A 26,618-nucleotide genomic window follows, 5' to 3' on the forward strand; every position below is an offset into this window, starting at 1 on the left:
TATCTCACTCTCTAAAAAACTCTTTTAATTTAACTATCTGAAAATCGCCTTTTTCTTTAAAACCTAATTTACAAAAAAAATCTCTATAAAAAGGTATATTGACACAAGCATTTTCTAACCCCATATCTAGTGCATGATTAAGTACTACTCTTACCATTAAATTTTCAAACCCTTTATCCCTGTGGGAAGGCAAAATTGCCAGATTAGTTATTGTGGCATTATTATTTTCTACTTTCATAGAAATAAAACCAAAAGGTCTGTCTTCTCTTGCAATCATGAAAATTTCTTCTAAAAAATCTAAAGTTTTATTTAAATTACACTTATTAGCAATTTTTTTGATAGTTTCAAAATCCTCCGCTTTGGCAAACTTAACTGAAAACATACTTCACCTCAAACTTTTTAAATAATCTATTTCTTTTTGTATCAGATACCTCCACTCTCCTGGTTTTAACCCTTCTAAAGATAACTCACCAATTTTAGATCTTGTAAGAGAAATAACAGGATGTCCAATAGCCTCACACATTCTTCTAACTTGTCTATTTTTCCCTTCATGAATTTTTATTTCTACAACACTTGTCCTATTTTTAACTGCTAAAATCTCTATTTCTGCTTTGGAAGTCAAATAATCTCCTATCAAAAGTCCATTTCTAAACCTTTCCAACTCTTCTTGTGTTGGAATCCCTTTGATTTTTGCAATATACGTCTTCATAATTTCATGTCGAGGATGCATTAAGATATTGGCTATCTCCCCATCATTTGTGAGTAATAAAAGCCCTGATGTATCATAATCTAAGCGGCCAACAGGATATATTCTCTCCTTAACTTTAACTAAGTCCATCACTGTAGGCCTGCCAAACTGGTCTTTTACAGAAGTAATATATCCTGTTGGCTTATTTAACATAATATAAACTTTTTTCTCTTCTCTTCTCACAATTTTATCATCAAATTCAATTATGTCAACATCAGGATTAATTTTTACTCCCAACTCTTTTACTACTTTTCCATTTACTTTTACACGGCCTTGTAAAATATACTCTTCGCACTTTCTTCGTGAGGCTATTCCACATTCTGCTAAGTATTTTTGCAACCTTTCCATTTGTGTTCACCCATTTTTTGTTTATACAAGTTTTTCGTCATAAATTTTTAATAAATTATTTCTCATGACCCTTTCTTTTATCAAGTTGGTATCAGTAATATAAAGACCTAATTGTTTCATCCTTTCAAAATATTCTGCCCCTGCAAAAGTATACCTCTTTTTCAAACCTTCTTTCGTCTTTATGCTTTCATTTGCATATGCTATCAAATCACCAGAAGCTAAATTCCTTGGTAACTCCAAAAGAGGCATGCCAAGAGCTAATCTTACGCTGTTATGTCCAGCAAGACATCCTGTCACCATTGCCTCAGTATGCCCAGTAAACAAGCCAGACTTCTCCCCTGCACATAATAAATTCTCTAAACCTATAACTTTCATTGTATTATCTCGCGGTGCCATTGACAAATATCTTACAGAATTAGCTTTTCCTCCAGAATAGGGGTCATCATAACGTGCTCTTTCTAGGCCAGGAATTTTTCTAAGTTTTTCTAATGGATAAAAAGGAGTCATGAGTTTTACATAACCAGTATCTAATAGTATAACATTTTCTGCGTATTCTGGCAATGCATATTGTTGACACACCTTCAAATTCAATTTTTCCATGTTAATATCTTCTTTAGGCACAGGCAATACTACTACTCCATCTCTTTCCAACTTTTCTCTTATCTCTTTGCTTAAAGATTCTTTATTTAATTTACATGAACCACTAAAGGCACCATAAACTTCATCTGCCCTCATTCCTAAAAGGTCTTCTACACCTGCTCTATAACTTATGCTAATTCGAGGACCAAAAGAAGGGCACCTTAAAATACACATAGCACATCCGTTTCCATATCTTAGGCAGTTACCCATTGGTCCCGTTGAACCAGTAGTCTCTATAAAAACATCTCCATACTCTATAGTATCATCTGCTAAAACTATTCCTTTTATTCTTTTGCTGTTTTCCATTACCACATCTGTAGCCCTCGCCATCAATTTAATAGTAACACCTTTTTCAAGTAACATCTCTCTAATCATTGGTTCTACCATTGTCACATCATACAGATTTGCATGAGCATGACCAGGGAAGTTTACATTTACATGTCTTGCTGCCGTGTCTGTTATTTCAATAAGTTCATTTCCTCCTAAATATATAAGTTCTTCTGCAGCAGTATATCTGCCGTTATTTCTCATTATACCTCCTACAAGTCCGCATCCCAAAAGCATATCAGTCTTTTCTAAAAGCACTACTTCTGCTCCTGCTTTTCGAGCCGTTAAAGCAGCTGCACAACCAGCCCAACCTCCACCTATTACAACAACCTTAACCATGTAACATCTTCCTTTCTAAAGCTTTTCTAATATCCACTTGAACCTTACAGGTTCTTATTTTTTGGTCTCCTATCTGAACTTCACAACTACCGCAAATTCCTTCACCACAGCATATGGTATTATTGTTCGAAACTGCTAAATAAGCTTCTTGATTATATAAGTCCAAATAATTTAAAATATTCACATGCTGTTCATCAGAACCTCCACTGTAAACAACCGTTATTTCTTTGTCTTTAATTAACTCTTTTAAAATTCTTTGTCCTTCCTCACTTAAAAGGTCTGTTTCAATTGTCGTTATATTAAACTCTTTCAAATAGTCATTTATAAAATTCACTCCTACTTTCCCCTTGTCTACAATAGTTATAACTTTGTTTTTGTTGTTTAGTAGTTTTGAAATAACAATTACCCCTGGAGCTTGTGCAATTCCTCTCAAAACAACTAAAGCTTTAGAATTGTGAGTTCCTTTAATATACCTATGGCCTAAAAGTCCATTCCAATAAGGCCCTCTTAAATAGACCTCTTCTCCTTCCTCGGCTTTTTGAATTAATTTTGTCTTTGGACCGCTTACTTGTATAGCTATCTTGATTATTCCCTCAAGCTCATCTGCATACATTACTGACATTGGAGTATCAAAAAAAGGTGGACTTGAAATTCCTCTTAAAAAAACAAAAGAACCTGGTTCATTCAAGTCTCGTGCCATCTTATTTGGTACTTTAAGAGTCAAAATTATAATTTCTTCATTAATTTCTTCCCTTTTTAACACTTTAGAAAAAATCGTGCTGCGGGTAGCTTTAGCCTTGTATCCTGCCCAAACAAATTCCTGAAAGATACAAACTCCTCGCCAATTACAATCGCAAAAATTTTTCCCCTGAAGTTGTGAACATACTATGCACTCATTTAATTCAGCCAAATAGCAAGGACAATAATCAGTACCAGCGTCAATGCATTCTAATCTATTTGCCAATTTATCTCACCTCCAATTTCACACTAATAAAATATTCTTCAAACTTAAAAACTATTACAAAACAAATAACCCTCTTGAGTCATATTCAAGAGGGATTTAGTACCTTTAACCAATTTTTTATTATCTTTTGAAAATTGTAACCAAAATCTTCTTGTTCTATCTTCTTTAAGGCTACACAATTTACATCACAAACTTTTTCTTCTCCTATTTTTACTGTCACATAGCCTATTTTTTCACCCTTTTCAACAGGAGCTTTGACACTTTCGGGGAAATGAAATTCTAAATTCACATTCTGCTTCTCCTCTTCTAATGCTGGAATAACACATTCTTTCTCACTTACAACTGATACAGTATTCTCTTTCCCACCTTCTACTTTTACCTTCTTAATTAACTTCCCTTTTTCTAAAACTTTATAGGGTTTGTAGTTTGAAAAAGCATAGTCTAATATTTTCATGGAATCTTCCCACATAGGAGGACTATTTAAAACAACTGCAATAAATCTCCTTCCATCTCTTGTAGCAGAAGATACAAGACACCTACCTGCTTTATTAGTAAATCCAGTTTTTACCCCATCAGCTCCTTCGTATATCCATAAGAGCTTATTTTTATTCCTCAAATATCTATCCCATTTTTTCCCTTCCCAAGGAATTGTCTTTTCTTTTGTTGATACAATCTCTGCAAATTTAGGATATCTAAAAGCATATCTTGTTATTAAAGCTAAATCATAAGCAGTAGTATAATGGTCATCAATACCAATGTCTAAACCAGAAGGTGTTACAAAATGGGTGTTATATGCTCCTATTTCTTTTGCTTTTTGGTTCATAATTTCGACAAAACTTTCTACACTACCAGCTATATGTTCCGCAATAGCTGTGGCAGCATCGTTCCCTGAGTTTAGCATGAGTCCATAAAGCAAGCTTTCCATATCAATTTTTTCTCCTGGCGAAAGCCAAATAGACGAACCCCCAACACTTGCAGCCCTTCTACTGACAGTTACAATATCATTTAAATTACCTTTTTCTAATGCCACCAATAAAGTCATTATTTTTGTAGTGCTTGCCATTGGCAGCTTTTCATGAGAATTTTTTTCATATAACACTCTCCCTGTCTCTTGGTCCATTACAATTGCTGCTTTAGCAGAGATAGAAGGATAGCTTTCAGCATACACTTTTACAGAAGACATAAAATACAACAGAATAAATATATAAAGCACAAATTTTTTCACACTATGCCTCCTTTATATACAAAAAAGTGGGATTCCCCACTTTTTAAATATCAGCATTGTTATTCATTGTTGGATTTTGTACCTTCTTTGTCGACTTACCTTTATTGAACAAGTTTTGTATTTCTTCTATCAATTTAGGCGTCAAGTCTATTATTCTCTCTAGCATAGCACTTTGAGTAACTGGCAAGAGTCTGATTTGCCCTTGTCCAACTACCATAAAGGCAACAGGTTGTACAGAAACCCCTGCACCACTGCCACCTGCAAAGGGCATACTTTGAGATGAATCTTGTTCTGTACCTTTTTTGTCATTTTTGGGCAAGTTAATTTCACCGCCTCCAGCAGCAAAGCCAAATGTCACACGAGAGATAGGGATTATTATAGTTCCATCAGGAGTTTCTACAGCATCTCCTACTATTGTATTAACATCTATCATGTCTTTTAAGCTTTCCATGGTCGTTTTCATCAATGCATCGATTGGGTGATCACTCATTTATTTTCACCTCCCCTTTAAATTACCCAAAAACTTTATTCCATTAATAATAATATTACCACAGGTTATTTTAAATATGCAAATTAAATTTCCTTCTAACTTATTCTGACCATAGTAAGGTGTGATATAAACCTCCGGTGCATTAGTAAAAGTAGCATTATTATATATCGGCATAAGAGCTGTATATATTATTCCCCATAAAGAGCCGTTCAAGATAGCAGTCCAAGCTGCATCTCCTAAGCCAATTTTTAAATTTAAATAAAATTTATAAACAATAGTATCTTTTAACACATCTTTTAAAAATTCTATAATCCTAAAAAAATCTTTATATCCTACATCTAAAGTCGAAAATTTTTTCTCTTTTTTAGTTCTCTCTAATTTTTTTGTTCCTGTACTTTTAAGTATCTGAATGCCAAAAATTTTAAAATACAATTCCTCTTTTTCAGGCTCTTTCTGTAATTTAAAGGTTAAAAAATTTACAATAAATATATTAGTTGCTATTTCCAGGGAAATATTTTTCTCCTCTTTATTCGCTTTTATTTTAATTTTAAGAGGCAAAAAATACAGTAAAATCAAAAAAATAATGGTTATAAAAAAAACAGACAAATATTTCATCCTTTCACACCTCATATTACGCTGTTTATAAACCTTTTTAGTAAAGATTTAGGTTTTTATTATAGTTTTGGTAAAAAGATTGATACTTATTAAAAACTGCCTATATTGTATTTTTATCCATATAAAGGAAATATAGTATCTTGATATATGATAACCTCTTTTTGAAAAAATAGCAAGTACAATTGTAGAAAACTTCTATGTAAAATCATAGCAGGTTAACTCTTTATAAAAGAGCACCTGCTTTTTTGCCTCTTTTAGGGTGTACTTTCGATTTGCGGTAATTCTTTTAAAGATTTAATTCCAAAATACTTTAAAAAGTCTTCTGTAGTAGTGTACAGTATTGGCCTACCAGCAGATAAAGCTCTTCCGCTTTCTTTGATCAAATTATACTCCAGTAAAGTATTCATAGCTTTATCGCTTTTTACACCCCTTATTCTTTCAATTTCTGCCCTTGTGATAGGTTGATTATAAGCTATTATAGCCAAAACCTCTAATGCTGCTTGAGAAAGTCCTTGTTTTATTTCTAATCCCAAAGCTTGTCTAACTATTTCTCCATAATTATCATTTGTACACATTTGAACTTTATCTTCAAAAAATATAATATCTAAACCACGATTTTCCATGTTGTAATATTCTTTTAATTTGTTTACAACATCTACTATTTCCTCTTGAGAAAGTCCTACTACTTCGGATAAGGTTTTTAATTTTACTGGTCCCCCTGATGCAAACAATATAGCTTCTATTTTTCCTTCATAACTCATTTTTTTCTCCTCTCCTAAAGGATTTAATAAGTATATCCCCATAAGTAGTCTTTTGTTCTGCTATAATTTTATTTAATCTCACTAACTCTAAAACAGCGATAAAAGAAATAATAATTTCTCCTTTTGCTCGACTTTTCTTAATAAATTCACTAAACCAAAGGAAAGGTTTTTTTACTAATTTCACTAATAACTCTTTAATCTTAATCTCTACAGTATATTCATCTTTTTTTATTTCTATTTCATTTTCTCTGGCGTTATTTTTTGAAATAACTTTAAGATATGCTTTATATATATCTTCACTAGAGTAGTTTAAAGCAATTTTTTTATCTATATATTTTATTTCAGGCTCTTCTCTAAAAAAACGAGAACCAATTTTGCACATTTCTCTAAAAGTCTGGGCAATAATTTTATATTTTTTGTACTCAATCAATTTAGTTACCAATTCTTCTCTTGGGTCTACTTCTTCTATTTCCAATTGTTGCCCATCAAACTGCTGTTTGGGAAGTAACATTTTAGATTTAATTTCTAATAAAGTAGCTGCCATTACAATAAATTCTGATGCTACATCTAAATCCATTTCTTGCAAAGTTTTAATATATTCCATATATTGATCTAAAATAACTGAAATCGGGATATCCATCAAATCAATTTCATTTTTTTCTATAAGGTGAAAAAGCAAATCAAAAGGTCCTTCAAACACTTCTAATTTTACGTTGTACATCTTCACACCCCAAAAGGCTTTAAAATAAGAGTTATAAAAGAGTCTAAAGCATTCATAATAGGCCACATGATTTGTCCTATAACCCCAGTGAAAACAAGAATGATCAAAATAACCTGTCCATACATTTCATATTGGGAAATTATATAAGCTTCTCTTGTGGGTAACAAACTCCACAGTACTTTTGATCCATCCAAAGGCGGTACTGGTATTATATTGAAAACAGCAAAAACTAGATTGTAAATGTACAATAGATATAAAATTGGATACAGTATAGGAACATCTTTAAATACTACCATCAATATTCGAGAAACGATAGCCAACAAGACGTTGGAAAGAGGGCCTGCTAAGGATACAAGCAATACACCTTTTTTCCTATCTCTAAAATATAAAGGATTAATAGGAACAGGTTTCGCCCACCCAAACCTTAAAAGCCAAAGCATTAAAAGACCAAGGGGGTCAATATGAGCCAATGGATTTAATGTAAGCCTACCACTTTGCCTTGGAGTAGGGTCCCCCAACTTATCTGCCACATAACCATGACTAAATTCGTGGAAACTCATCGCAATAAGAAGCGCAGGTATTCTATACAAAAAATCTATCAAATTTATTCTCCTTTCTGTAATTTTTTTATCAGTTTTTTTAAAAATGCAATTTCTTCATCTTTTGTAGCAATAATTCCATTCATTTTTGCTTCAAACACTTTGTCCATTAATTCTCCATATAAAGGACTTGGAGGAAGTCCTAAATTTTCTATGTCTTTTCCTGTTACAGTCAATTTTCCCTTTATAATTTTTTCGGCTTTTTCTCCTTCCATTACTTCAATAGCTTTTAAAACTTCTTCTTTTGTTTCTTCTATAGTTTCTCTTGTCTTTCTGATATTTTTATTTTGACAATTGAGTTGCTCTCTCAAAAAAACCAAGTCTTTTAAAGCCTTAAGATAAATTTTATTTATTCGCAACCGCTTTTCAATTTCATTAATATCTTTTTCTTTTAAGTAGTAAAAAAGCACTAAAAATTTGTATAATTCAATTTCTAAATTTACATCTACTGTATCGAGATTTTGAGTATTAAGTGTAATTCCATCAAAAATAACTTTATCAATACCGTAAGAAATAAGTTTTTCAATCATTTCTTTGACTTTACTTTCTTTCAAAATTAAAAAGATCTCATTTCTTATTCTATCAGCAGACAAAAGTCTAATATTTTCTATTGATTCCTTCATCAAATTGTGTGTCTTTTCTTCAATCTCAAAAGAATATCTGACAGAATACCTGATGGCTCTAAATATTCGCGTAGGGTCATCAATAAAACTTTTGGGATGAAGAACTCTAATTAAACCCTTTTTTAAGTCCTCTAATCCATTAAAATAATCCAAAATCTTACCTTCTATTACATCATAAGCCAAAGTGTTAATAGTAAAATCTCTTCTTGCCATATCATCGTATATATTTGAAAATTCGATTGTTGGCAGTGCAGCAGGACGTTCATAATACTCTTTCCGAGCAGATATAACATCAATAAAAATACCGTCATAGCTTAAGGTAGCAGTCTTAAAAGCTTCATACACTACAATATCACCTTTTAAATAAGAAAGCAATGTGTAGGCAAACTTAATACCGTCTCCTTCCACTACTACATCGATATCAAGGTTTTTAACTCCTAATAAAAAGTCTCTTACAACTCCACCTACAATATAAGATTTAACTTTTGTTTTTAAAGAAATTTCTTTCAGCAGTTTAATTAAATCTATTCCATTAACCTCTATACGCAAAAAATCACCCTTTTACCAACAAAATAATTCCTTGCTTTATATTATACCATAGGATAATATAAAAAAATAAGTATAGGTTAAAGTTCATTAACCTATACTTATTTCTTAGTCCTTGGATTAAAGATTAAAGAAAAAATGTATCCAAAAAATATTGCTGCAGAAATTCCTCCAGCAGTAGCTGTCAATCCTCCTGTAAAAATTCCAATTAATCCATCTTTCTCAACAGCTTTTATTACACCTTGGGCAAGAGAATTTCCAAAGCCTAAAAGAGGTATTGTAGCTCCTGCACCACCTATATCTATCAATTTTTTATAAACTCCAAGACCCCCAAGTATTGCTCCTAATGTCACATAAGTTACTAATATTCTTGCAGGAGTCAATTTAGTCTTATCAATCAAAATTTGTGCAATAGCACAAATCAAACCTCCCATTAAAAACGCTTTTATATAATCCATATTGACCTCCTTATAATGTTGTCGATATTGTAATAGCATGGGCAATTCCAGGAATAGATTCCCCTTGCTGGCTGCTGGTAGGAGATAAAAGAGCTCCCGTCGCCATAAATAAAACTTTTTTATAGACTCCATTTTGTATTTGAGATAAAAGCCATCCATTCAAAACCACTGCAGAACAAGCCGCACCGCTGCCACCAGAGTGAACGTCTTGTGATTCATCAAAAATTTCTATTCCACAATCTTTATACTTACTCTCTATATCATAGCCCTCTTTATATAATAACTCTAAAAGTATGTCTTTTCCTACTCTTCCCATGTCTCCTGTCATAATAAGGTCATAGTCTTCTATTGTAAAACCTGTATCTTTAAAATGAGTGATAATTGTATCTGCTGCAGCAGGTGCCATTGCCGCTCCCATGTTATTGGCATCCTTCATCCCCAAATCTACAACTTTGCCAGTAGTAGCATGGGTAATATAAGGGCCTTCTCCTGTGGAGGCTAAAATTGTAGCTCCTGCACCTGTCACCGTCCACTGTGAAGTAAAAGGCCTTTGAATGCCTTGTTCTAAAGGATATCTAAACTGTCTTTCGGCAGTAGAAAAATGGCTGGAAGTTGCCGCTATTATATAGTCAGCGTAGCCTCCATCAATAAGCATAGCCCCTAAAGTCAATCCCTCTGTCATAGTAGAACAAGCACCATACAATCCAAAATGTGGCACATTCAGTTGTCGCGCAGCAAAATTTGCACTTATAATTTGATTTAGCAAATCACCACCTAATAGGTAATCAATGTCTGAAATCTTGAGATTGGCCTTTTTTAATGCTAAATTTACAGCATCTTGAAACATTTTTGACTCTGCTTTTTCCCAACTTTTTTCTCCATATGTATCGTCTACTAAAATCATATCAAAATAATCTCTTAAAGGTCCTTCTCCTTCTTTAGGTCCTACAATAGTGCCTCCAGCTATTATAGAAGGAGGATTTTTAAATTTAACTGTTTGTGCGCCTAATTTTTTTTCTGCCATATCTAACTTCCCCTTTTACTTCAAAAAATAATATATTAAGCCTATAATAATTGAAGTACTGACACCATATACAATAACAGGTCCTGCAATTGTAAACATCTTTGCTGCTGCTCCAAAAACAAAACCTTCCCTTTTAAACTCCATTGCCGGTGACACAATAGAATTTGCAAAACCTGTTATTGGCACTATAGAACCTGCCCCTGCAAACTTCCCTATATCATCATAGACCCCAATTCCAGTTAAAAAAGCCCCAAGAAATACCATAGTAATTGATACAAGAGTATTGGCATCTTGCATAGAATAACCTCTTGTTAGGTAAAAATTTAAAAAGAACTGCCCTATGTCGCTTATCAATCCTCCTACCACAAAAGCCATTACTACGTTTTTAAGCAAAGTAGGTTTAGGCTCATATTTCTGTGCTATATTTTTATACTCTTGCTCTTTTTTTACATCCCTTTCCATTAATTTCACCCTTTCTTATGAGAAGAGCACCATAGACGGTGCTCATTTATTTTCAATCTAATTCTTTATCTGCTCTATAAGCTATTTGTATATTAGCTTTATATTCTACTATTTTGCCATTTTTTACATTAGCTGTTTGATTGACAACTTCAATTCCTGATATATTGTCAATAGACTTAGCTGCTTCTTCTACAGCTTTGTGTATTGCATCTTCCCAGCTCACTGTTGAATCTCCTACTACATTTAAAACTTTAACAACTGCCATACTTTTTCCTCCTCCCTTATATACCAAATCAGCACTGTCAGGTATTTTTTTATTGGTTTTGTGCATATAAAAATAGCTAACAGTAAAAATTAGCAATATTGCCACGATTATAATTAACATCTTTTTCATTTTCATTTCACCAGCCATTATTAGTATGTGAAAATAAGCAAAATTAATTCAAAAAAAGTGTAGTATTTACGTTAAAATACTACACTTCTTCCAATTCTTTTCTTAGTTTTTGTAAAACTTTTTTTTCGAGTCTTGATACTTGCACTTGTGAAATTCCTAAAATGTTTGCTACTTCCATTTGGGTCATATCCTTAAAATATCTCAAAAATATTATCTGTTTTTCTCTTGGTTTAAGTTTATTTATAACCATTTGTAAAGCTAATTTATCGTCTATATCAACTTCTTTTTCCTCTTCACTCACCATTTCAATTAAAAGTCTGTCATCTTCGTCATGAGTTATATTGTCATATAATGACTCAGCAGTAGCAGACGATTCAAAAGCCATCGCAATTTCTTCAGGACTTACATTTAATCTTTCAGCAATTTCATTAATAGTTGGTTCTCTATTTAATTCATTGCTTAAAATCTCTTTCACATAAAAAGCTTTTGTAGAAAGCTCTTTTAAAGAACGACTCACTTTTATTAATCCATCATCTCTTATAAATCTCTTAATTTCTCCGATTATTATAGGTACTGCATAGGTTGACAATTTTACATTGTAAGACTCATCAAATTTTTGAATCGCCTTTACAAAACCTATACAGCCTATTTGATATAAATCCTCCAATTCATACCCTCTATTAGAAAACTTTTTAACAATACTCCAAATAAGACCACTATTTTCTAAAATTAATTTTTCCAAGCTTTCTTTATCATTTTTTTGTGCCGCTCTTATCAATTTCAAATTCTCATCACTTTTTTCAAAATTCCCTTCTTTCATAAGGTCACCTCATTTATCAGGCCTTATATACTTTATCATTCGAACAAGAGTTCCCTTTCCTGGAGTTGATTCAACTTCCAATTCATCCATAAAGGTCTGCATGACAGTAAAGCCCATTCCTGCTCGCTCTTCTTCTAAGCGAGTAGTAAAAAGAGGTTGCATGGCTTTCTCAATATCGTCAATCCCTTTTCCCTCATCTATAACTTCAATTGTTATTTTGTTACCTGAAATAAAAGCTTTAATGGTAATGATGCCGATTTTATTCTCATATCCGTGAATTATGCAGTTAGTAACTGCTTCTGAAACAGCAGTTTTTATATCTGCAATTTCTTCAATTGTCGGATCTAGTTGAGCAGCAAAAGCTGCAACAACAGTCCTTGCAAAAGACTCATTTTGCGACTTACTTAAAAATTTTAACTCCATCATGTTTGTATATTCCATGATAATCCCCCTTCTATATTTCCTTTAAGGCTTCTTCAATGTCATTATAACATTTAATTATACGCAACAATCCAGAAACTTCAATAATTTTATGTAATTGTTTATTGGCATTTACTATAGCTACCTTGCCATTATTCTCTTTAATTTTTTTATATCTTCCTATTATAACGCCAATTCCTGAACTATCCATAAAATTTACATTTTTAAAATCAAAAATTAAATTTTTACACAACTTTTTTTCATACTCTTCATCAATAACACTTTTTATACTCTCCGCCACATGATGATCTAACTCACCTTCAATTTTGGCTATCAAAGCATCCCCTTTTTTTGCAAATTTTACTCTCATTTTATCAACCTCCCCCTATTATATTCGATATAAATTTTAAAATTCCTCCTTTTTTGTGATATTTTTCTAAAAAATATAAAAAAGCACTAAACTACTGTTTAGTGCTTAAAGTAAATTACTCATATTTTAGCCAACCAATAAAAACTTTATTGAGATTTTCAAAAAAGTTCGCTTTTTCTACTGTTTCCTGAGGATATATGTTAAATGTCTTTATAATCTTGCCATCCTGTGTTATTTTTACAGTACCTATTGGGACCTCTTTGGCTAGAGGAGCTAATACAGCATTCTTTAGCTCCACCTCTGTTTTTATATTTTTACCTTCTCCTTTTTTAATCAGTATATACTCATCATCGCGGCACACAACACTAACAGCCTGCTTTTTCCCTTTTAAAACTTTAACATTGCCAAAGCTTTGCCCTTTTGAAGCTACTTTTACACTTTCATAATTAGCAAATCCATAATCTAATAATTTAGCCGCTTCACTAAACCTCGTCTCAGAATCAGGTGCTCCGAACACCACCGCTATTAGCCTTGTATCTCCCCTTTTAGCTGTTGCTGCCATACAATAAAGTGCTTCCGATGTAGATCCTGTTTTAATACCATCTGCTCCTTTATATCGCCATAGTAATTTATTAGTATTTATGAGACTAAATTTCCCATTTCTTAAAGAATCTAATTTATTGGTTAAATATTTAAATATGCTCTCGTGCTTTACTAATTCCCTTGAAATCATTGCAATATCATATACGCTTGTCAAGTGCCCTTCCTCAGGTAGTCCAGTTGCATTTTTAAAAGTAGTATTTTTTGCTCCCAATTCTTTAGCCCTTTTATTCATCATTTCAACAAAATTTTCCTCTGTACCCGCAATATATTCAGCTAAAGCAACAGAAGCATCGTTTGCCGAATTCATCGCTATAGCCTTCATTAAATCATCTACTGTCATTTCCTCTCCTACTTCTAAATATATTTGTGTACCTCCCATATCAAAGGCATGTTTACTTGTGACAACTTTATCTGTTATTTTAATTTTACCAGAATCTATTGCTTCAATCGCCAGTAAAAGAGTCATTACTTTGGTAACACTGGCAGGCGGCAAGGGCTTATGGATATCTTTTTCATAAAGAATTTGTCCAGTATTAGCCTCTATCAAAATAGCAGATTTTGACTTTAAATTTAATGTATCAGCATATACTGTGCCATTTAAGACAAAAGAAATAGCTAGTATCACACTCACTAATAATGTTAAAAGCCTTTTAAACATAAAATCACCCTCCTCATCACTATTTATTTTGCGCTGGAGGGTAAATATTATACTTTTTAAAATTTTAAGCACGAGGGTGAAATTTATTATAAACTTCTTTTATTTTTGACTTTGAAATTAAAGAAAGTAAATTTGCGTTTAAATCCGTTTGATAACCTAACATTTCTTGAACAGCTCGAATATCTGCACCATTTTGAAGCATATGCTGTGCAAAAGATTGTCTTAGCGTATTTGGAGTAACAGGAAAACCAGGATTAATTTTATCAGTGTATTCTCTTATTATTTTCCAACAGCCTTGTCTTGTGAGTTTTTCTCCTCGCAAATTTAAAAAAAGAGTATTTTCTCCATTTTTTGTTTTTCTTCCTTTTTCAATATAATTTTTTAAAGCCTCAATTGCATGAGAACCTATTGGAATAACTCTCTCTTTATTAGAGCGAATAACTACATAGCCATAAGAGAGATTCACATCTTCTAATTTTAAAGAAATAACTTCGGAGACTTTAAGTCCTGTAGCATACATAAGTTCAATAAGAGCTTTATCTCTAATTCCTTTTTCATCATCACCAAAATCTAGTGAAAGTAACATATCTACCTGTTCAACTGTTAAAGTAGCAGGCGGCTTTTTTTCTACTTTCGGGGTATTAATCATGTATGTTGGGTCTTCTTCTATTTTCTTTTTCATAAATAGATAATGATAAAAGGCTTTAAGAGAAGAAAGATTTCGCGAAACAGTTGCTTGTGATTTTCCTTTTTTCTTCAAGTAATAAAGATAATTTAATATTGTCGATTTTTTGACATTATAATATTCAAATTCGATTTCTTCAAGGTAATTTAAAAATTGTTTTATGTCTCTGTTATAAGATTCAAGAGTGTTATTTGACAATTTTTTGTTCTTTTTTAAAAAATCCAAAAACTCCCCAACCACATTATTTAACATATTCTTTACCCCTACAATCTTGATTTTTTATAATAGATCCATTTAATTATAAATATTCAACATAAATCGTCATTTTCCTTCTTTTATGGTGAAAAAATCGGCAAAAGTAATATATAAGGTGAAAGATAAGATTCTATCAAACAGCCTATTAATATAACTAAAAATCCTGCATATACCATAAAAGTATAAGAAACAAATTGCGATATTAATTCTTCAAAATGAAATTTGCGATTTTTCAAAAGATATAAAGAAAAATTAATAGCTGTTACAGATATAAACAAGATTCCTGATAAAATAAAAACATTTTGAGGTAAAATTCCCATCAATACGAGTAATATACCTTTTATTTCAAATTCTTTTATCAAAACTCCAATAGAAAATCCTAAAATAAATCCTCTTATCCCCGCAAGCAAAAATATAAAAGGAATCCCTATAATTGTAGCTCCTAAAATCCATAAAACAAAAACAGTAACAAAATTATTTAGAAGGGATTGTTTAAAAATTTGGGCAGAATTCAAGTCTACAGATTTTGCAATTTTATAAAATTTTGAAATATATCCTATTATTTGCTCCATCTGTATGTCAGTGAGGTTATTAACAGTAAAAGATCCTGCTGCTATTCCTATCATTAAACACATTACAGCTAACACATACAATAAAAAATTATTTTTAATATGCAAATAAAGATTTCCTTTTAAAAACTTCAAGAATATTGCCCCCTATTTTTTATAAAGCTAATTTAAATTTATGATTCAAAAGGGGACAATATTCCTTTTAAGTGATAGTAACTTTGCCGTATATTCCTCCTCCTCCCGCTAAAACATCCAGTTTCCCTTCTCTTCCTCTTAAAATATTTAATGCCTTTGAAGTTCCTATCACTTTCTCTAATTCTTCATAAGGTGCATGATGCAAAGCATACAATTCACTTCCAAAGTAATTCACCAATTTTTCGATAGTCTTACCTCCAATATTAGGAATAAATTCTAGGGGAATTTGATAGACATATAAAGGTCTAAAAGGAGGATGTTTTGTATCATAATCTTTAATTTGCTTTATTCTATCCTTTACACCTAAAACTATATTTGAACTTCCACATTTTAAGCATTTTTTTACAGGAGATTCTTCCTTCGCAATATAACCACAATCCAAGCAAAAAGTTCTGTGGTATTTCCCTAATTTAGGATTTAGGCCATAATTTCTTACAATTTCTCTTCCTTTTTCTCTTTTTATAGCCAACAAAATCTCTTCAAAATTTGCATCTTTTATATCAAAAACATTAAACTCTCTGCCTATTTTTTCTAAAGAATGGGCATCTGAATTGGAAAGAAAAGTTTTATTTTGCAACTCCTCAATCTGATCAGCCATATCAGAGTCTGCACTAAGGCCCAATTCCACTCCATAAATATATTGATAAAAATCTTTAAAGACATATTTAAGCCTATCAGTAGAACTGCCATAGTAACTTTTAAAGGGAGTAAAAACATGGGCAGGAATCACAATCCCGCTGTATTTTTCTGCGATTTCAACAGCCTGTACACTTGTAAGATTTACTCGCTGAGAACTTAGATTTATATTTTTAACGTATTTAGAAATTTCTTGAGAAAACAACGAAATACTCTCAATATCTCTAAAATAACATATTAAATGAGGAGAACCCTTTTCCTCTTTGCCAATTTCTATTTCACTGCCTAAAATCAAAGTAACTTTATTTTTATACCTAAGCCCTCCTTCTTCAAGGGAGAATAGTATTCCTTCTTGTATATATTCTTTTAGCTCCTCCAAAATAAGCGGAGAAGCGCCATCTACAATGCCAACTATATCAATTCCTTTTAATATACTTTTTTCTAATATATTTAAAACAGTTAAATTTTTTGAGGCCGCAATTTTTACAGGAGCTCCTTTTATACTCCTTGCAACATGAACATGCAAATCCCCGTAAAATCTCATAAACTATTCCTCATTTTTAAATAATATAAAATTCCAATTATCGTTTTAGAATCTTTTATTTGATTTTGTAAAATCATTTCCCACAATTCCTCTGGAGTATATTCATATACTTCTAAAAATTCATCCTCATCAGGTTGAGCAGTGTATTTTTTTAAATCTTTTGCAAAATACAAATACATTTTTTCATTAGAAAAACCGGGAGTGGTATAAAAAGTAATCAAATGCTTTATAAAACCTGCTTCATAACCTGTCTCTTCTAATAACTCTCTTTTAGCACAAATCAAAGGGTCTTCACCCTTTTCTAATTTTCCTGCCGGTATTTCTAATAAAGACTCCTCTGCAGGTTTTCTATATTGTTTGACTAATAAAATCTTTCCTTCTTCATTAACTGCTACTATGGATACGCCGCCAGGATGCTCAACTATTTCTCGCGTAGTAACTTTTCCATTAGGCAGTTTTACCTCATCTACTCTTAAATTTATTATTTTCCCTTCAAAAATCTTGTTGGTGTTAACTGTAACTTCTTTTTGTTCCAAAATTCATCTTCCTTTCTATGTATAATTTTAACAATAAATACATACTATAGAAATGAGGTGAGAAAAATGATTATAGTGGGAAACACTCTTTATTATGCTGGAAAATTTTCCACACTATTATTTTTATTAAAGGAACTAAATAAAAAATACAAAACTTTAGGAGAAGTAATCAAATCAGTTTCGCACTAATTTAGACGACACATAAAGGGCTGCAGCTCCGCAAGCATTAAAAAAGTCTGGCTCACTTTCATAATTTCTTCCCATTGTTGATAAGTTAAGCCCAGATTCTTCTATGTATTTTCTTATAATTTCAGCTTCAATAAATTCTATTTTATATCGCGAAAATACAGGATTTGAATTTATCTGCTCCTTTATTATTTTTTCTTTTTCTTCTTCCATTGTAGGAAAAGTCAAAACACAGGAACTGTTACACAGCTCTAAAACAGTTATAGTATGGTGACTAATCCCTTGATGTCTCTGCCTTTTATCATTAAACCCAATTCTTGGGATAAGTACAGGCTTACCTCCTAATTTATTTGTAGCATCTATTATATGGGCTTGTTCTACCCCTGAAAACCCATATTTGGTTCCTGTGCCAATTATTCCTGGTCCCATTGCTACTATAACAACATCTGCTTTTAACACTTCCTTTGCACCTATCAAAGCAGTATAAATATTTACACACTCATAATCTCCTCCAAAAGCATGTCCAATTGTAACTGTTTTATCTATTATTCCCCTCTTTTTAAGCTCAAAAACTGTATTGCTGAAACTAATAGGCAGACATCCTCCATCTGTCATCACATACGTAATTTTAAGGTTAGGATTTGTACTTTTTAACACTAAGGCTACAGGTGCTACCATACTGTGAAGTTCTCCAACTATTACAGGCAAATCTTCTAAACTTTCGAACTCTTCAAAAGCAGTATGATAAGGATTGTTTTGCTCCTCCATTGCTAACACATTTATTTGAAAAGGTGTATATCTTAATTTCATAATATGCCCATTTCCTATAGCATCGTATTTAGGGTATTTGAGATTTACAACTATAAAGTCATAGCCCCCTGTTCCAAGATTTAAAAGGCGAGCAGTTCGGTTTACATAAACTTTATCTCCTACTTCTATTTTCCCAGTTACATCGTCATAATTTAAAGCTAATACCTTTTCTCCCTCTGACTCAACCTCTACAACAGTTATACCCTCTCTTTGTGACACAATTTTACTTACCTTAGCTAAATAAACACTAATCACCTTATCTTTCTCCTTTTCTTCCTAACATATCGAGGTAATTTAAAAATTTATTTTTTTCGATTAAAGCAGTCAAAGAATATTTTTCTGTAAAAATATGTAATAAAATTAGCAATGCCAATATTATCAACTTGTTATATAAATCAAAAATAAGAATACTGCTTATTCCCAAAGACATTCCTAAAACATTTGATCCAGTATCTCCCATCATCACATTTGATTTTAAATCCTCTGGCAAATACACTAAAAGAATCAGAGTAAGTAATATCAAGAAATAGAGATGAGCCTTTCCAATTATTAAAAAAATCAAAGAAATAGCTAAAAAAATTTTTCCACATCTTCCAGGTCGCAAGTCTACAAGGTTTAAAAAATTTGTAAAAAGTGCGATTATCAAGGTATTTATTATCAATTCCTCTATATTATTTTTCCCAACATTAAAACTTATAAAAAAAGCAATTAAAACTCCTGATAAAGCCTTTAAACTGCCTGTAGTAGGCTTTCCTTTTAAAAGCATAGTTATATGACCCTTTAGCCCTCTTACACTTCTGTCTCCTAATACATCATCTATAAAACCGACAAAAGAAATCAGTGATAAGCTCAATAAAATTATCTCTTGATATTCTATTCTAACTCCAAATAAATTGAGGATTACAATTGACACAAATAAAGCAGGAACAAATACAATACCACCACAAACAGGTATCATAACTTTTTTATAGTTTTCTTTCAAACACAAAGGCTTGTTAATAATGCTATAAAAAAGCTTTTTTGTTATAACTGTCATTATTAAAGGAATTAATATTTTAGCCCAAAACACTATCTCACCTGCTCTTCTCTAATATTCTTTGAAAACAACTTATACACTAATACTTTTAGTATATCCCAAAACTGCTTACCTCTGTGCAGAAAGCCTTTCAAGTTTCTCCCTGTAACAGAGTGTGTCATATTCACTTCTACTTCTTTTATTTTAAACCCTTTCTTTAATATATCTATTGTCATACCAACTTCTATTCCAAAACCTTTATAAAAAGTTTTTAAACTCTCTAAAACCTCTTTTTTAAAAGCCCTTTGACCTGACAAGACAGATTCAATTTCATATCCTGTAAAGTATTTTACTCCTTTTCTGGCTAAAGTTTTAACAAAGCCAAATCCAGCTTTTATATTTGTCTTTGGAAACTTAGCAATTGTAACATCTGCTTTTCCCTCAAGAACAGGCAATATAAGTTTTTTGACTTCTCGTGACGAAAGACCTACATCTGCATCTAAAAAAACTATCACGTCATTTTTTGTATATTTTAAACCTTCTTTTAAAGCTGTTCCTTTGCCAACATTTCTCTTCATATTGACTATTTTAGCTCCTGCTTTTCTTGCCTTTTCAGCAGTACTATCAGTTGAGCCATCATTTATTACGATGACTTCATCAATTTCTTCAACATCTTTTAATCCTTTTATGGTATCAATTATTCTTTCTTCTTCATTGTAAGCAGGTATCAATACACTAACTTTTTTATTCATCTGTCTACCCTCACTTTTTAGAATTAGCAGCGGAATTATGAGTAGAATTGTCAGCCTTTATAAAAGAATCTGGCATTAAACTCATCGCACTTGGCTTAACTCCATAATTGCCTTCTTTGCCTTCCATTACCATTATAAGTGACGTTTGCCCTATTATATCCTCCACATTATCTATTGTGGAAATATGCTGTTTTTTATAAGCATCAATATAGGAATATTTAGCATCACTTTGTTCAACACCTACAATAGGAACATTAAGTAGTTTCACTTGTTTTATTATAGGAATATCTATAGAAACTACATTATAGTCCTTATTATTACTTCCTCCAGCTATAATTACAAAATCTGTATTACCTGGAATTCCTGTAAAATCTATATAACCATTTGTCTTTAAATAATTAATAAGGTCCACATCCTGACCAGTTACAATTGCATTCGCTAATTTCGAAGCTACGAACTCATTCAGATGTTTTTCGTCTATTGTAACTCCATATTTATTAGAAAGAAAATTTACTAAATTTTCCACTTCTAATTCATTGCCAGTATTAAAGCTGTCTTTTATAACAGTAATTGACTCAATAGTAGCTCCTGCCTTTAAAAGAGCATTTCTCATGCCAGAATATATAAACTCATTTGTAGTTTCAATAATTGCTACCTTAACTCCACTTAACTTATCAGCTACTAACTCAGGAAAAATAATTTGATGATATTGATTATAATACCCTATCTGTTTATTTAACTCTTGAACAGTGTTTTTTAAATTGTTATTTTCTGTTTGTAAATCCTTAAATTTTTGTTCTAACTCGTTTATAATTGCGGTTTGTTGCTCTGAAAAAACCTTTTGCCCATCTAACATAAAACCTATAAAAATACCAATTCCTAAAGCAATAAAAATAGAAGCAATTGTTAAAACATAGTATTTAATATTTATATTCATAAAAATCCTCCTCAAAATCCGATTAAAAGACGAATTCTAAGTTGCAATAGCTTTAATAACTGTTGCATAGGTGGAGAAAAATACGCTATTACTCCAAGAGGAATCAAAGCTGCTAGTATAATGCTAAATATATAAGAAATTTTGAAAGTTTCCCTGTACAGTTTATTTACTCCTTTAGCATCGATTAATTTTTCTCCTACTTTTAATCGCACTAAAAAAGTGCTGGACATTCCTTTTCTCCCTTTTTCCAGAAAATCAATCATGCTGGAATGGGTCCCTACCGCAACAATTAAGTCAGCACCTTTTTCAAAAGCCAAAAGCATAGCTATATCTTCACTTGTACCTGGGGCCTTAAAAATTTCTGCTTTAAGACCTAATGCTGTTACTCTTTCCAAGCCAGGTGCTCTTCCGTCGGGATAAGCATGAACTACGATTTCTCGAGCCTTTTTTAAAGCTTCATCACTTACACTGTCCATATCTCCAATGACTATGTCAGGAATAAGCCCAAACTCTAAAAGAGCATCTGCCCCTCCATCTACTCCTATTAAAATAGGTTTTACATCGTTGATATACTGTTTTATTGTAAATAAATCTTCTTTGTAATCCTTTCCTCTAACGACTACAAGAGCATGTCTATTTTTAAAGCGCGTTTTAATATTGGGTAATTCAACCCCCCCTAGAATAAAATATTTTTCTTTTTTTGCATATTCCAATGTATTTTCAATAAATTTATCCAATTCAACACCTATGTTTTCGCGGCTTTCCTGCAATTTATAGTTTATAACGTCTTTTGTAAGAAGTTTCCCTCTTTTTATAAACACACCGTCTTTATATATTTCATTATCCATTATAGTTATTTTGTCATTTTCTTTCAATAAATCAAAAATGTCTTTTCCTACATCGTCAATAATTGGAATTCCCGCCTCACACAAGATAGAAGGTCCTATGTTAGGATATCTGCCACTTATAGATTTATCAGCATTTATGACTGCCAATACTTTTTTTTCAACTAAAGATTCAGCAGCCACTTCATCTATATCTCTATGATCAATTATAGCTATTTCTCCAGGATTTAATCTTTTCACTAAATTTTTAGTTCTTTTATCCATTTTAATTGTTCCTGTTATTTGCATACAAGCTTCCTCCATAAAGTAACATCCCATTGTTTATTATTATAGCATAAAAAATTTTTACATGAAATAAAAAGTCATTTTACTCAGTTATATAAAAATCCTTCCACTTGTTGAACTTTCAACAAATGGAAGGATTTATTACTTTGTTTTATGTTTATCATATTTTAAATGGGAGGTTAAAAAAGAGAAAGCAGGTATCTGCCCCTTTTACCCTGCTTTCATCCCCAACCTCAATTTATCAGCAATAAGCGCAATAAATTCGGAATTTGTCGGTTTACCTTTTTCGTCATTTATAGTATATCCAAAAAGTTCATTTAAAACTTCTGTTTTACCCCTGTTCCACGCAACTTCTATTGCATGCCTTATAGCTCTTTCTACTCTGCTAGGAGTAGTATTGTACTTTTCAGCAATTTTAGGATATAACATTTTAGTTACAGAATTTAAATATTCCATATTGCTAATAACAAGAGAAATAGCATCTCTTAGATACATATAGCCTTTTATATGAGCTGGTACTCCTACCTCATGAATAATTTCTGTAATCATTGCTTCAAGGTCATAATTTTTCTTCGCTTTTACCACAGGAAAAACAGTCTTTGATACTACATCTAATTCAGGTTCCATAAGCTCAGAAATCCTTTTTGACAACATAGCTAAATCAAAAGGTTTTAAAATATAATAATCTGCTCCTAATTTAATAGCACGTTGAGTTATTTTTTCTTGGCCTACTGCAGATAAAACTAAAATTTTGGGCTTTTTTAATTGTTCTTCATTTATCTTTTCCAAAACACCAATGCCATCTAAATAGGGCATTATAATATCTAAAATTAACAAATCTGGCGATTGATTTTTAATGAGTTCAATCGCTTGGTTGCCATCATTGGCAACACCTACCATTTCAATATTTTCTTGAGTAGATAAATACTCAGCTAAAATAGTTGCAAACTCTTTGTTATCATCTGCTATTCCTACTCTAATCTTCTTAACCAATTATTTAACCTCCCATTGCTAATATTAGTATATAATATTTATTCTACATAATATTTGAATTTCCTTCTTTTTCCCAAAAAATTTTAATTATTTGTAAAGACTTGCTTATTATTAAGTAGACTATTCATTTCATCGATCATCCATTCTGCATAAACAGCATATCCTTTTGTAGGGTCATTAACAAAAACGTGAGTAACTGCTCCTACCAGTTTCCCATCTTGTATAATAGGGCTCCCGCTCATACCCTGTATTATACCTCCAGTCTTTTTTAATAAATTCTTATCAACTATTTTAATTATCATGCTTTTAGAACTAGGAGTTTCTTGATACACTTTTTTTATAATATCAATATCAAATTGCTGTATGCCTGTATTGTCAATGGTAGCCAATATTTTAGCTGGCCCTTCTTTTATTTGGCTTTGATACGCTATGGGAATCTCTCCATACAAATCGTTCTTAAAATCTTCATACATATTTCCGTAAATTCCAAATTCAGTATTTTTTAATATATTACCTATTGTATCAACTTCTTCTAAAAAAATCCCTTTTAATTCCCCAGGTTTACTTCTTCTTCCCTGGTCAATAGAAGTAATTCGAGAATTCATAATCTCTCCATTTTCTATTGATAACATATGACCAGTGTCTATATCAGTTATAGCATGACCTAAAGCTCCATACATCTTGGTAGCAGGATAATAAAAGGTTAAAGTACCTATACCAGCAGTGTGGTCTCTCACCCAAAGACCTATTCTGTATTGTCTATCTTCTTTTGACTTTATAGGATAAATGGTAGTATAAAAAATATGATTTTTTCTATTTATTTTTAACTTTAAGGCTTTTCCCTGTAATTCATTTGCAATTTGTGTAATATCTTCTGCTTGCTTTATTTCCCTGCCGTTGACTTCTAATATTATATCTCCTATCTGTATTTTACCTTGCTTATAAGGACTATAAATTTTGCCGTCCTCTCCCATTATATCTGAGTAACCTACTACTAATGCTCCCTTTGTATTTAACTTAACCCCTATCGCTTGACCGCCGGGTACTACTTTTATGGTCGGAACAATGTCAACACTAATATGCTTTAAAGGAAATATTCCAAATAGCTTAAAATCCAAATTTACTGTACCGGTGTTTACTGCTTCAATAGTAATAGGTTTTTTCAAATTTAAAACATTTTTATCTTCTGTATCATTAATTTTTAAAAAACCTTTTTTATCAGCTTGAAAACTTACTTTTATTGGTATATTAAAGTTATAATTAACTTTTTCCCCTTGAAAAAATTTAAAACTTGAGGGGGTTTTTGCTATATCCTGTATAGGAGTAAAATAATTTGCAAATACTAAAAAAAAGCTTAAGGATATAAAAAGTAATAATCTTATTGTATTTTTTGTCATTTTCTCACTTCCTTTTTTGCGGCTTATTTAATCTAAAATTAACTTAACCTTTTTTAAAGTTTTATATACTGTCAATATATTATCCGATAGTAAAAGGAAGTGAGATTAAACTAAAATATTAAATTTTGCTTTTAAATTGAGATGCAATATCTAATAATTCTTTTGAATGTTCTAAAGTAGTCTGAGTAACACGCGATCCTCCCATAATACGAGCTAATTCATTTATTTTGCCTTGATAGTCAAGTTTTTCCACATTTATGTAAGTTCTTTCATTTTTTGCAATTTTGGAAATTCGATAATGTGTATCTGCCATAGAGGCAATTTGAGGCAGGTGAGTAACACAAATCAATTGAAGTTTTTTGGAAAGATATGCCATTTTTTCAGCTACTAATTGGGCAGTTTTCCCGCTTATTCCTGTATCAACTTCGTCGAAAATCAAAGTGGAAATTCCATCTGCGGAAGCAAGAATAGTTTTTAACGCCAGCATAATTCTCGAAAGCTCGCCACCAGAAGCAATTTTAGATAAAGGCTTCAAAGGCTCTCCTCTATTTGTAGAAATTAAAAATTCAATTTTATCAAATCCTGTTTCAGTAGGTTCTTCTATTTTTTCTATATTCACTTTAAAATAAGCATTTGGCATATTAAGTTCACCCAAAATTTGATTTATATTTTTTTCTATATTGTCTGCTATTTGCTTCCTTTTGAGATGTAATACTTCACCAACTTCTAAAATTTTTTCCCATAACTTTTGCTGCTTAAGCTTCAATTCTCGTTGCTTTTCTTCAAAATTTAATATATCCTCTAATTCCCTTTTTTTATTTTCTTTAAATTCTAAAACATGCTGTATTGTAGGTCCATATTTTCTTTTCAAGGAATTTATTTGATCTAATCGTATTTCTATTTCCTCTAAACTTTGCTGGTTAAAATCTAAACTATTCAAGTAATCCCGTATCTGTAAGGCACAATCCTCCAATTCATAGAGAATATTCTCCAGCTTATCTTTTAAACTTTTTAGCTTTTCATCTATAGAAAGAGCAGTTTCTAAATTTTTAATTGCAATATGTAAATTATCTAAAACAGAAAAGCTCCCACTACCTTCGTACAAAATTTTGTAACTAGAATTCATAGCAGTAAATAATTTTTCGAAATTCATCAGCAAATTTCTTTTTTCCACCAACTGACTCTCTTCTTCTACACTTAAATTCGCCTTTTCAATCTCTTCAATTTGATACTTTAAAAGGTCAATTGTTTCATTTTTTTCTTTTTCATCTTTAAAAAAAGCTGAAATCTCTTTTTGTATCTTGTTATATTCTTCTAACAGCTCCTTAAATCTTTTTTTTAAAGTTTTAAACTCTTGGTCTCCAAAATTATCTAAAATAGAAAGATGTTTAGTATTGTCTAAAAGGAACTGATGCTCATGTTGGCCTAAAATATCTACCAAGAAAGCACCTATTTTACTCAAAAAAGAAAGAGGCACTATTCTACCATTTATCCTACAATAACTTCTTCCACTGCTTGTAATTTCTCTATTTATTATCAAAGTATCATCTTCTTCTAAACTCAAACCTACTTCTTCCAAAATTTCTACGATTTTATCCTTATTGGAATCCACAAAAAATATTCCCTCAACGATAGCTTTTTCTTCACCAGTACGTATTATATCTCTGCTGGCTCGACTACCTAAAAGCAGCAAAACCGAATCAATAACTATAGATTTCCCTGCCCCTGTCTCTCCAGTTAATACATTGAATCCTTCTTTGAATTGTAATTCTACCTTGTCAATGAGTGCAACGTTTTGGATGCTAAGTGCTAAAAGCATAGCAA

At 31.6% G+C, this 26,618-nt stretch carries 31 protein-coding genes; all 31 read right to left on the reverse strand.

Features of this window, described 5'->3' with window-relative positions:
- Positions 1 to 4: 4 nt before the first annotated feature.
- Positions 5 to 382 (reverse strand): GNAT family N-acetyltransferase, encoded by a 378-nt coding sequence (locus BUB32_RS04115; RefSeq protein WP_072967695.1) that lies wholly within the window; start codon positions 380 to 382, stop codon positions 5 to 7.
- A gap of 3 nt (positions 383 to 385) precedes the next feature.
- Positions 386 to 1,096 carry a pseudouridine synthase gene (locus tag BUB32_RS04120; RefSeq protein WP_072967697.1) on the reverse strand — a complete coding sequence of 237 codons (711 nt, stop codon included), beginning with the start codon at positions 1,094 to 1,096 and terminating at the stop codon, positions 386 to 388.
- A 21-nt stretch (positions 1,097 to 1,117) separates the two neighbouring features.
- The gene (locus tag BUB32_RS04125; protein ID WP_042832998.1) at positions 1,118 to 2,401 is read right to left on the reverse strand and encodes an FAD-dependent oxidoreductase; all 1,284 of its coding nucleotides are present in this window, start codon (positions 2,399 to 2,401) and stop codon (positions 1,118 to 1,120) included.
- Positions 2,394 to 3,365 carry a sulfide/dihydroorotate dehydrogenase-like FAD/NAD-binding protein gene (locus tag BUB32_RS04130; protein WP_072967699.1) on the reverse strand — a complete coding sequence of 324 codons (972 nt, stop codon included), beginning with the start codon at positions 3,363 to 3,365 and terminating at the stop codon, positions 2,394 to 2,396. Before BUB32_RS04130 ends, BUB32_RS04125 begins: the two co-directional genes overlap by 8 nt.
- A gap of 85 nt (positions 3,366 to 3,450) precedes the next feature.
- Positions 3,451 to 4,590, reverse strand: coding sequence for a D-alanyl-D-alanine carboxypeptidase family protein (locus BUB32_RS04135; RefSeq protein WP_072967701.1), 1,140 nt, complete (start codon positions 4,588 to 4,590; stop codon positions 3,451 to 3,453).
- Between the two features lie 43 nt (positions 4,591 to 4,633).
- On the reverse strand, positions 4,634 to 5,080 hold the full coding sequence (gene ytfJ, locus BUB32_RS04140) for a GerW family sporulation protein (RefSeq protein WP_042832995.1): 447 nt from the start codon (positions 5,078 to 5,080) through the stop codon (positions 4,634 to 4,636).
- A gap of 6 nt (positions 5,081 to 5,086) precedes the next feature.
- A complete protein-coding gene (locus BUB32_RS04145) occupies positions 5,087 to 5,695 on the reverse strand; it encodes a DUF2953 domain-containing protein (protein ID WP_072967703.1) in 609 nt (202 codons plus the stop codon).
- Between the two features lie 254 nt (positions 5,696 to 5,949).
- Positions 5,950 to 6,456 carry an SMC-Scp complex subunit ScpB gene (scpB, locus tag BUB32_RS04150; RefSeq protein WP_072967705.1) on the reverse strand — a complete coding sequence of 169 codons (507 nt, stop codon included), beginning with the start codon at positions 6,454 to 6,456 and terminating at the stop codon, positions 5,950 to 5,952.
- A complete protein-coding gene (locus BUB32_RS04155; RefSeq protein ID WP_072967706.1) occupies positions 6,446 to 7,177 on the reverse strand; it encodes a segregation and condensation protein A in 732 nt (243 codons plus the stop codon). Before BUB32_RS04155 ends, scpB begins: the two co-directional genes overlap by 11 nt.
- A 2-nt stretch (positions 7,178 to 7,179) precedes the next feature.
- The gene (locus BUB32_RS04160; RefSeq protein WP_072967879.1) at positions 7,180 to 7,737 is read right to left on the reverse strand and encodes a site-2 protease family protein; all 558 of its coding nucleotides are present in this window, start codon (positions 7,735 to 7,737) and stop codon (positions 7,180 to 7,182) included.
- A gap of 44 nt (positions 7,738 to 7,781) precedes the next feature.
- Positions 7,782 to 8,948, reverse strand: coding sequence for a CCA tRNA nucleotidyltransferase (locus tag BUB32_RS04165; RefSeq protein ID WP_072967708.1), 1,167 nt, complete (start codon positions 8,946 to 8,948; stop codon positions 7,782 to 7,784).
- A 98-nt stretch (positions 8,949 to 9,046) separates the two neighbouring features.
- Positions 9,047 to 9,403: a stage V sporulation protein AE gene (spoVAE, locus tag BUB32_RS04170; protein WP_072967710.1), complete on the reverse strand. Its 357-nt coding sequence runs from the start codon at positions 9,401 to 9,403 to the stop codon at positions 9,047 to 9,049.
- A gap of 10 nt (positions 9,404 to 9,413) precedes the next feature.
- Positions 9,414 to 10,427: a stage V sporulation protein AD gene (gene spoVAD, locus BUB32_RS04175; RefSeq protein WP_072967712.1), complete on the reverse strand. Its 1,014-nt coding sequence runs from the start codon at positions 10,425 to 10,427 to the stop codon at positions 9,414 to 9,416.
- A 15-nt stretch (positions 10,428 to 10,442) separates the two neighbouring features.
- Complete coding sequence (gene spoVAC / locus BUB32_RS04180; protein ID WP_072967713.1) at positions 10,443 to 10,889, reverse strand: stage V sporulation protein AC; 447 nt, start codon at positions 10,887 to 10,889, stop codon at positions 10,443 to 10,445.
- Positions 10,890 to 10,941: 52 nt separating this feature from the next.
- Positions 10,942 to 11,301: a dodecin family protein gene (locus BUB32_RS12940; RefSeq protein WP_200773848.1), complete on the reverse strand. Its 360-nt coding sequence runs from the start codon at positions 11,299 to 11,301 to the stop codon at positions 10,942 to 10,944.
- Positions 11,302 to 11,362: 61 nt separating this feature from the next.
- Positions 11,363 to 12,103 (reverse strand): RNA polymerase sporulation sigma factor SigF, encoded by a 741-nt coding sequence (gene sigF / locus BUB32_RS04190; RefSeq protein ID WP_072967715.1) that lies wholly within the window; start codon positions 12,101 to 12,103, stop codon positions 11,363 to 11,365.
- A 9-nt stretch (positions 12,104 to 12,112) separates the two neighbouring features.
- Positions 12,113 to 12,544, reverse strand: a complete 432-nt coding sequence (gene spoIIAB, locus BUB32_RS04195; protein WP_072967717.1) for an anti-sigma F factor — start codon at positions 12,542 to 12,544, stop codon at positions 12,113 to 12,115.
- A 13-nt stretch (positions 12,545 to 12,557) separates the two neighbouring features.
- Complete coding sequence (gene spoIIAA / locus BUB32_RS04200) at positions 12,558 to 12,893, reverse strand: anti-sigma F factor antagonist (protein WP_072967719.1); 336 nt, start codon at positions 12,891 to 12,893, stop codon at positions 12,558 to 12,560.
- A gap of 115 nt (positions 12,894 to 13,008) precedes the next feature.
- Entirely contained in the window at positions 13,009 to 14,154 is a 1,146-nt protein-coding gene (locus BUB32_RS04205) for a D-alanyl-D-alanine carboxypeptidase family protein (RefSeq protein WP_072967721.1), read from the reverse strand.
- 64 nt (positions 14,155 to 14,218) lie between these two features.
- On the reverse strand, positions 14,219 to 15,091 hold the full coding sequence (locus BUB32_RS04210; RefSeq protein WP_072967723.1) for a site-specific tyrosine recombinase: 873 nt from the start codon (positions 15,089 to 15,091) through the stop codon (positions 14,219 to 14,221).
- An 83-nt stretch (positions 15,092 to 15,174) separates the two neighbouring features.
- Entirely contained in the window at positions 15,175 to 15,798 is a 624-nt protein-coding gene (gene spoIIM, locus BUB32_RS04215) for a stage II sporulation protein M (RefSeq protein WP_072967724.1), read from the reverse strand.
- Positions 15,799 to 15,865: 67 nt separating this feature from the next.
- Positions 15,866 to 17,038 (reverse strand): endonuclease Q family protein, encoded by a 1,173-nt coding sequence (locus BUB32_RS04220; RefSeq protein ID WP_072967726.1) that lies wholly within the window; start codon positions 17,036 to 17,038, stop codon positions 15,866 to 15,868.
- The gene (locus tag BUB32_RS04225) at positions 17,035 to 17,574 is read right to left on the reverse strand and encodes an NUDIX hydrolase (protein WP_072967728.1); all 540 of its coding nucleotides are present in this window, start codon (positions 17,572 to 17,574) and stop codon (positions 17,035 to 17,037) included. Before BUB32_RS04225 ends, BUB32_RS04220 begins: the two co-directional genes overlap by 4 nt.
- Positions 17,575 to 17,748: 174 nt before the next feature.
- The gene (locus BUB32_RS04230) at positions 17,749 to 18,825 is read right to left on the reverse strand and encodes a DUF3866 family protein (RefSeq protein WP_072967730.1); all 1,077 of its coding nucleotides are present in this window, start codon (positions 18,823 to 18,825) and stop codon (positions 17,749 to 17,751) included.
- A 1-nt stretch (position 18,826) separates the two neighbouring features.
- A complete protein-coding gene (locus tag BUB32_RS04235; protein WP_072967732.1) occupies positions 18,827 to 19,639 on the reverse strand; it encodes a UDP-N-acetylmuramyl pentapeptide phosphotransferase in 813 nt (270 codons plus the stop codon).
- Positions 19,639 to 20,337, reverse strand: a complete 699-nt coding sequence (locus tag BUB32_RS04240; protein ID WP_072967734.1) for a glycosyltransferase family 2 protein — start codon at positions 20,335 to 20,337, stop codon at positions 19,639 to 19,641. Before BUB32_RS04240 ends, BUB32_RS04235 begins: the two co-directional genes overlap by 1 nt.
- 10 nt (positions 20,338 to 20,347) lie before the next feature.
- Positions 20,348 to 21,274 (reverse strand): copper transporter, encoded by a 927-nt coding sequence (locus BUB32_RS04245; RefSeq protein ID WP_042832972.1) that lies wholly within the window; start codon positions 21,272 to 21,274, stop codon positions 20,348 to 20,350.
- An 11-nt stretch (positions 21,275 to 21,285) separates the two neighbouring features.
- Positions 21,286 to 22,407: a putative cytokinetic ring protein SteA gene (gene steA, locus BUB32_RS04250; RefSeq protein WP_072967736.1), complete on the reverse strand. Its 1,122-nt coding sequence runs from the start codon at positions 22,405 to 22,407 to the stop codon at positions 21,286 to 21,288.
- Between the two features lie 207 nt (positions 22,408 to 22,614).
- Positions 22,615 to 23,397, reverse strand: coding sequence for a sporulation transcription factor Spo0A (gene spo0A, locus BUB32_RS04255; RefSeq protein ID WP_072967738.1), 783 nt, complete (start codon positions 23,395 to 23,397; stop codon positions 22,615 to 22,617).
- An 83-nt stretch (positions 23,398 to 23,480) separates the two neighbouring features.
- Complete coding sequence (gene spoIVB, locus BUB32_RS04260; RefSeq protein ID WP_072967740.1) at positions 23,481 to 24,794, reverse strand: SpoIVB peptidase; 1,314 nt, start codon at positions 24,792 to 24,794, stop codon at positions 23,481 to 23,483.
- Positions 24,795 to 24,912: 118 nt separating this feature from the next.
- The gene (gene recN / locus BUB32_RS04265) at positions 24,913 to 26,613 is read right to left on the reverse strand and encodes a DNA repair protein RecN (protein ID WP_072967743.1); all 1,701 of its coding nucleotides are present in this window, start codon (positions 26,611 to 26,613) and stop codon (positions 24,913 to 24,915) included.
- Positions 26,614 to 26,618: the final 5 nt, after the last annotated feature.

Source organism: Thermoanaerobacter uzonensis DSM 18761, assembly GCF_900129115.1.
Classification (GTDB): domain Bacteria; phylum Bacillota; class Thermoanaerobacteria; order Thermoanaerobacterales; family Thermoanaerobacteraceae; genus Thermoanaerobacter; species Thermoanaerobacter uzonensis.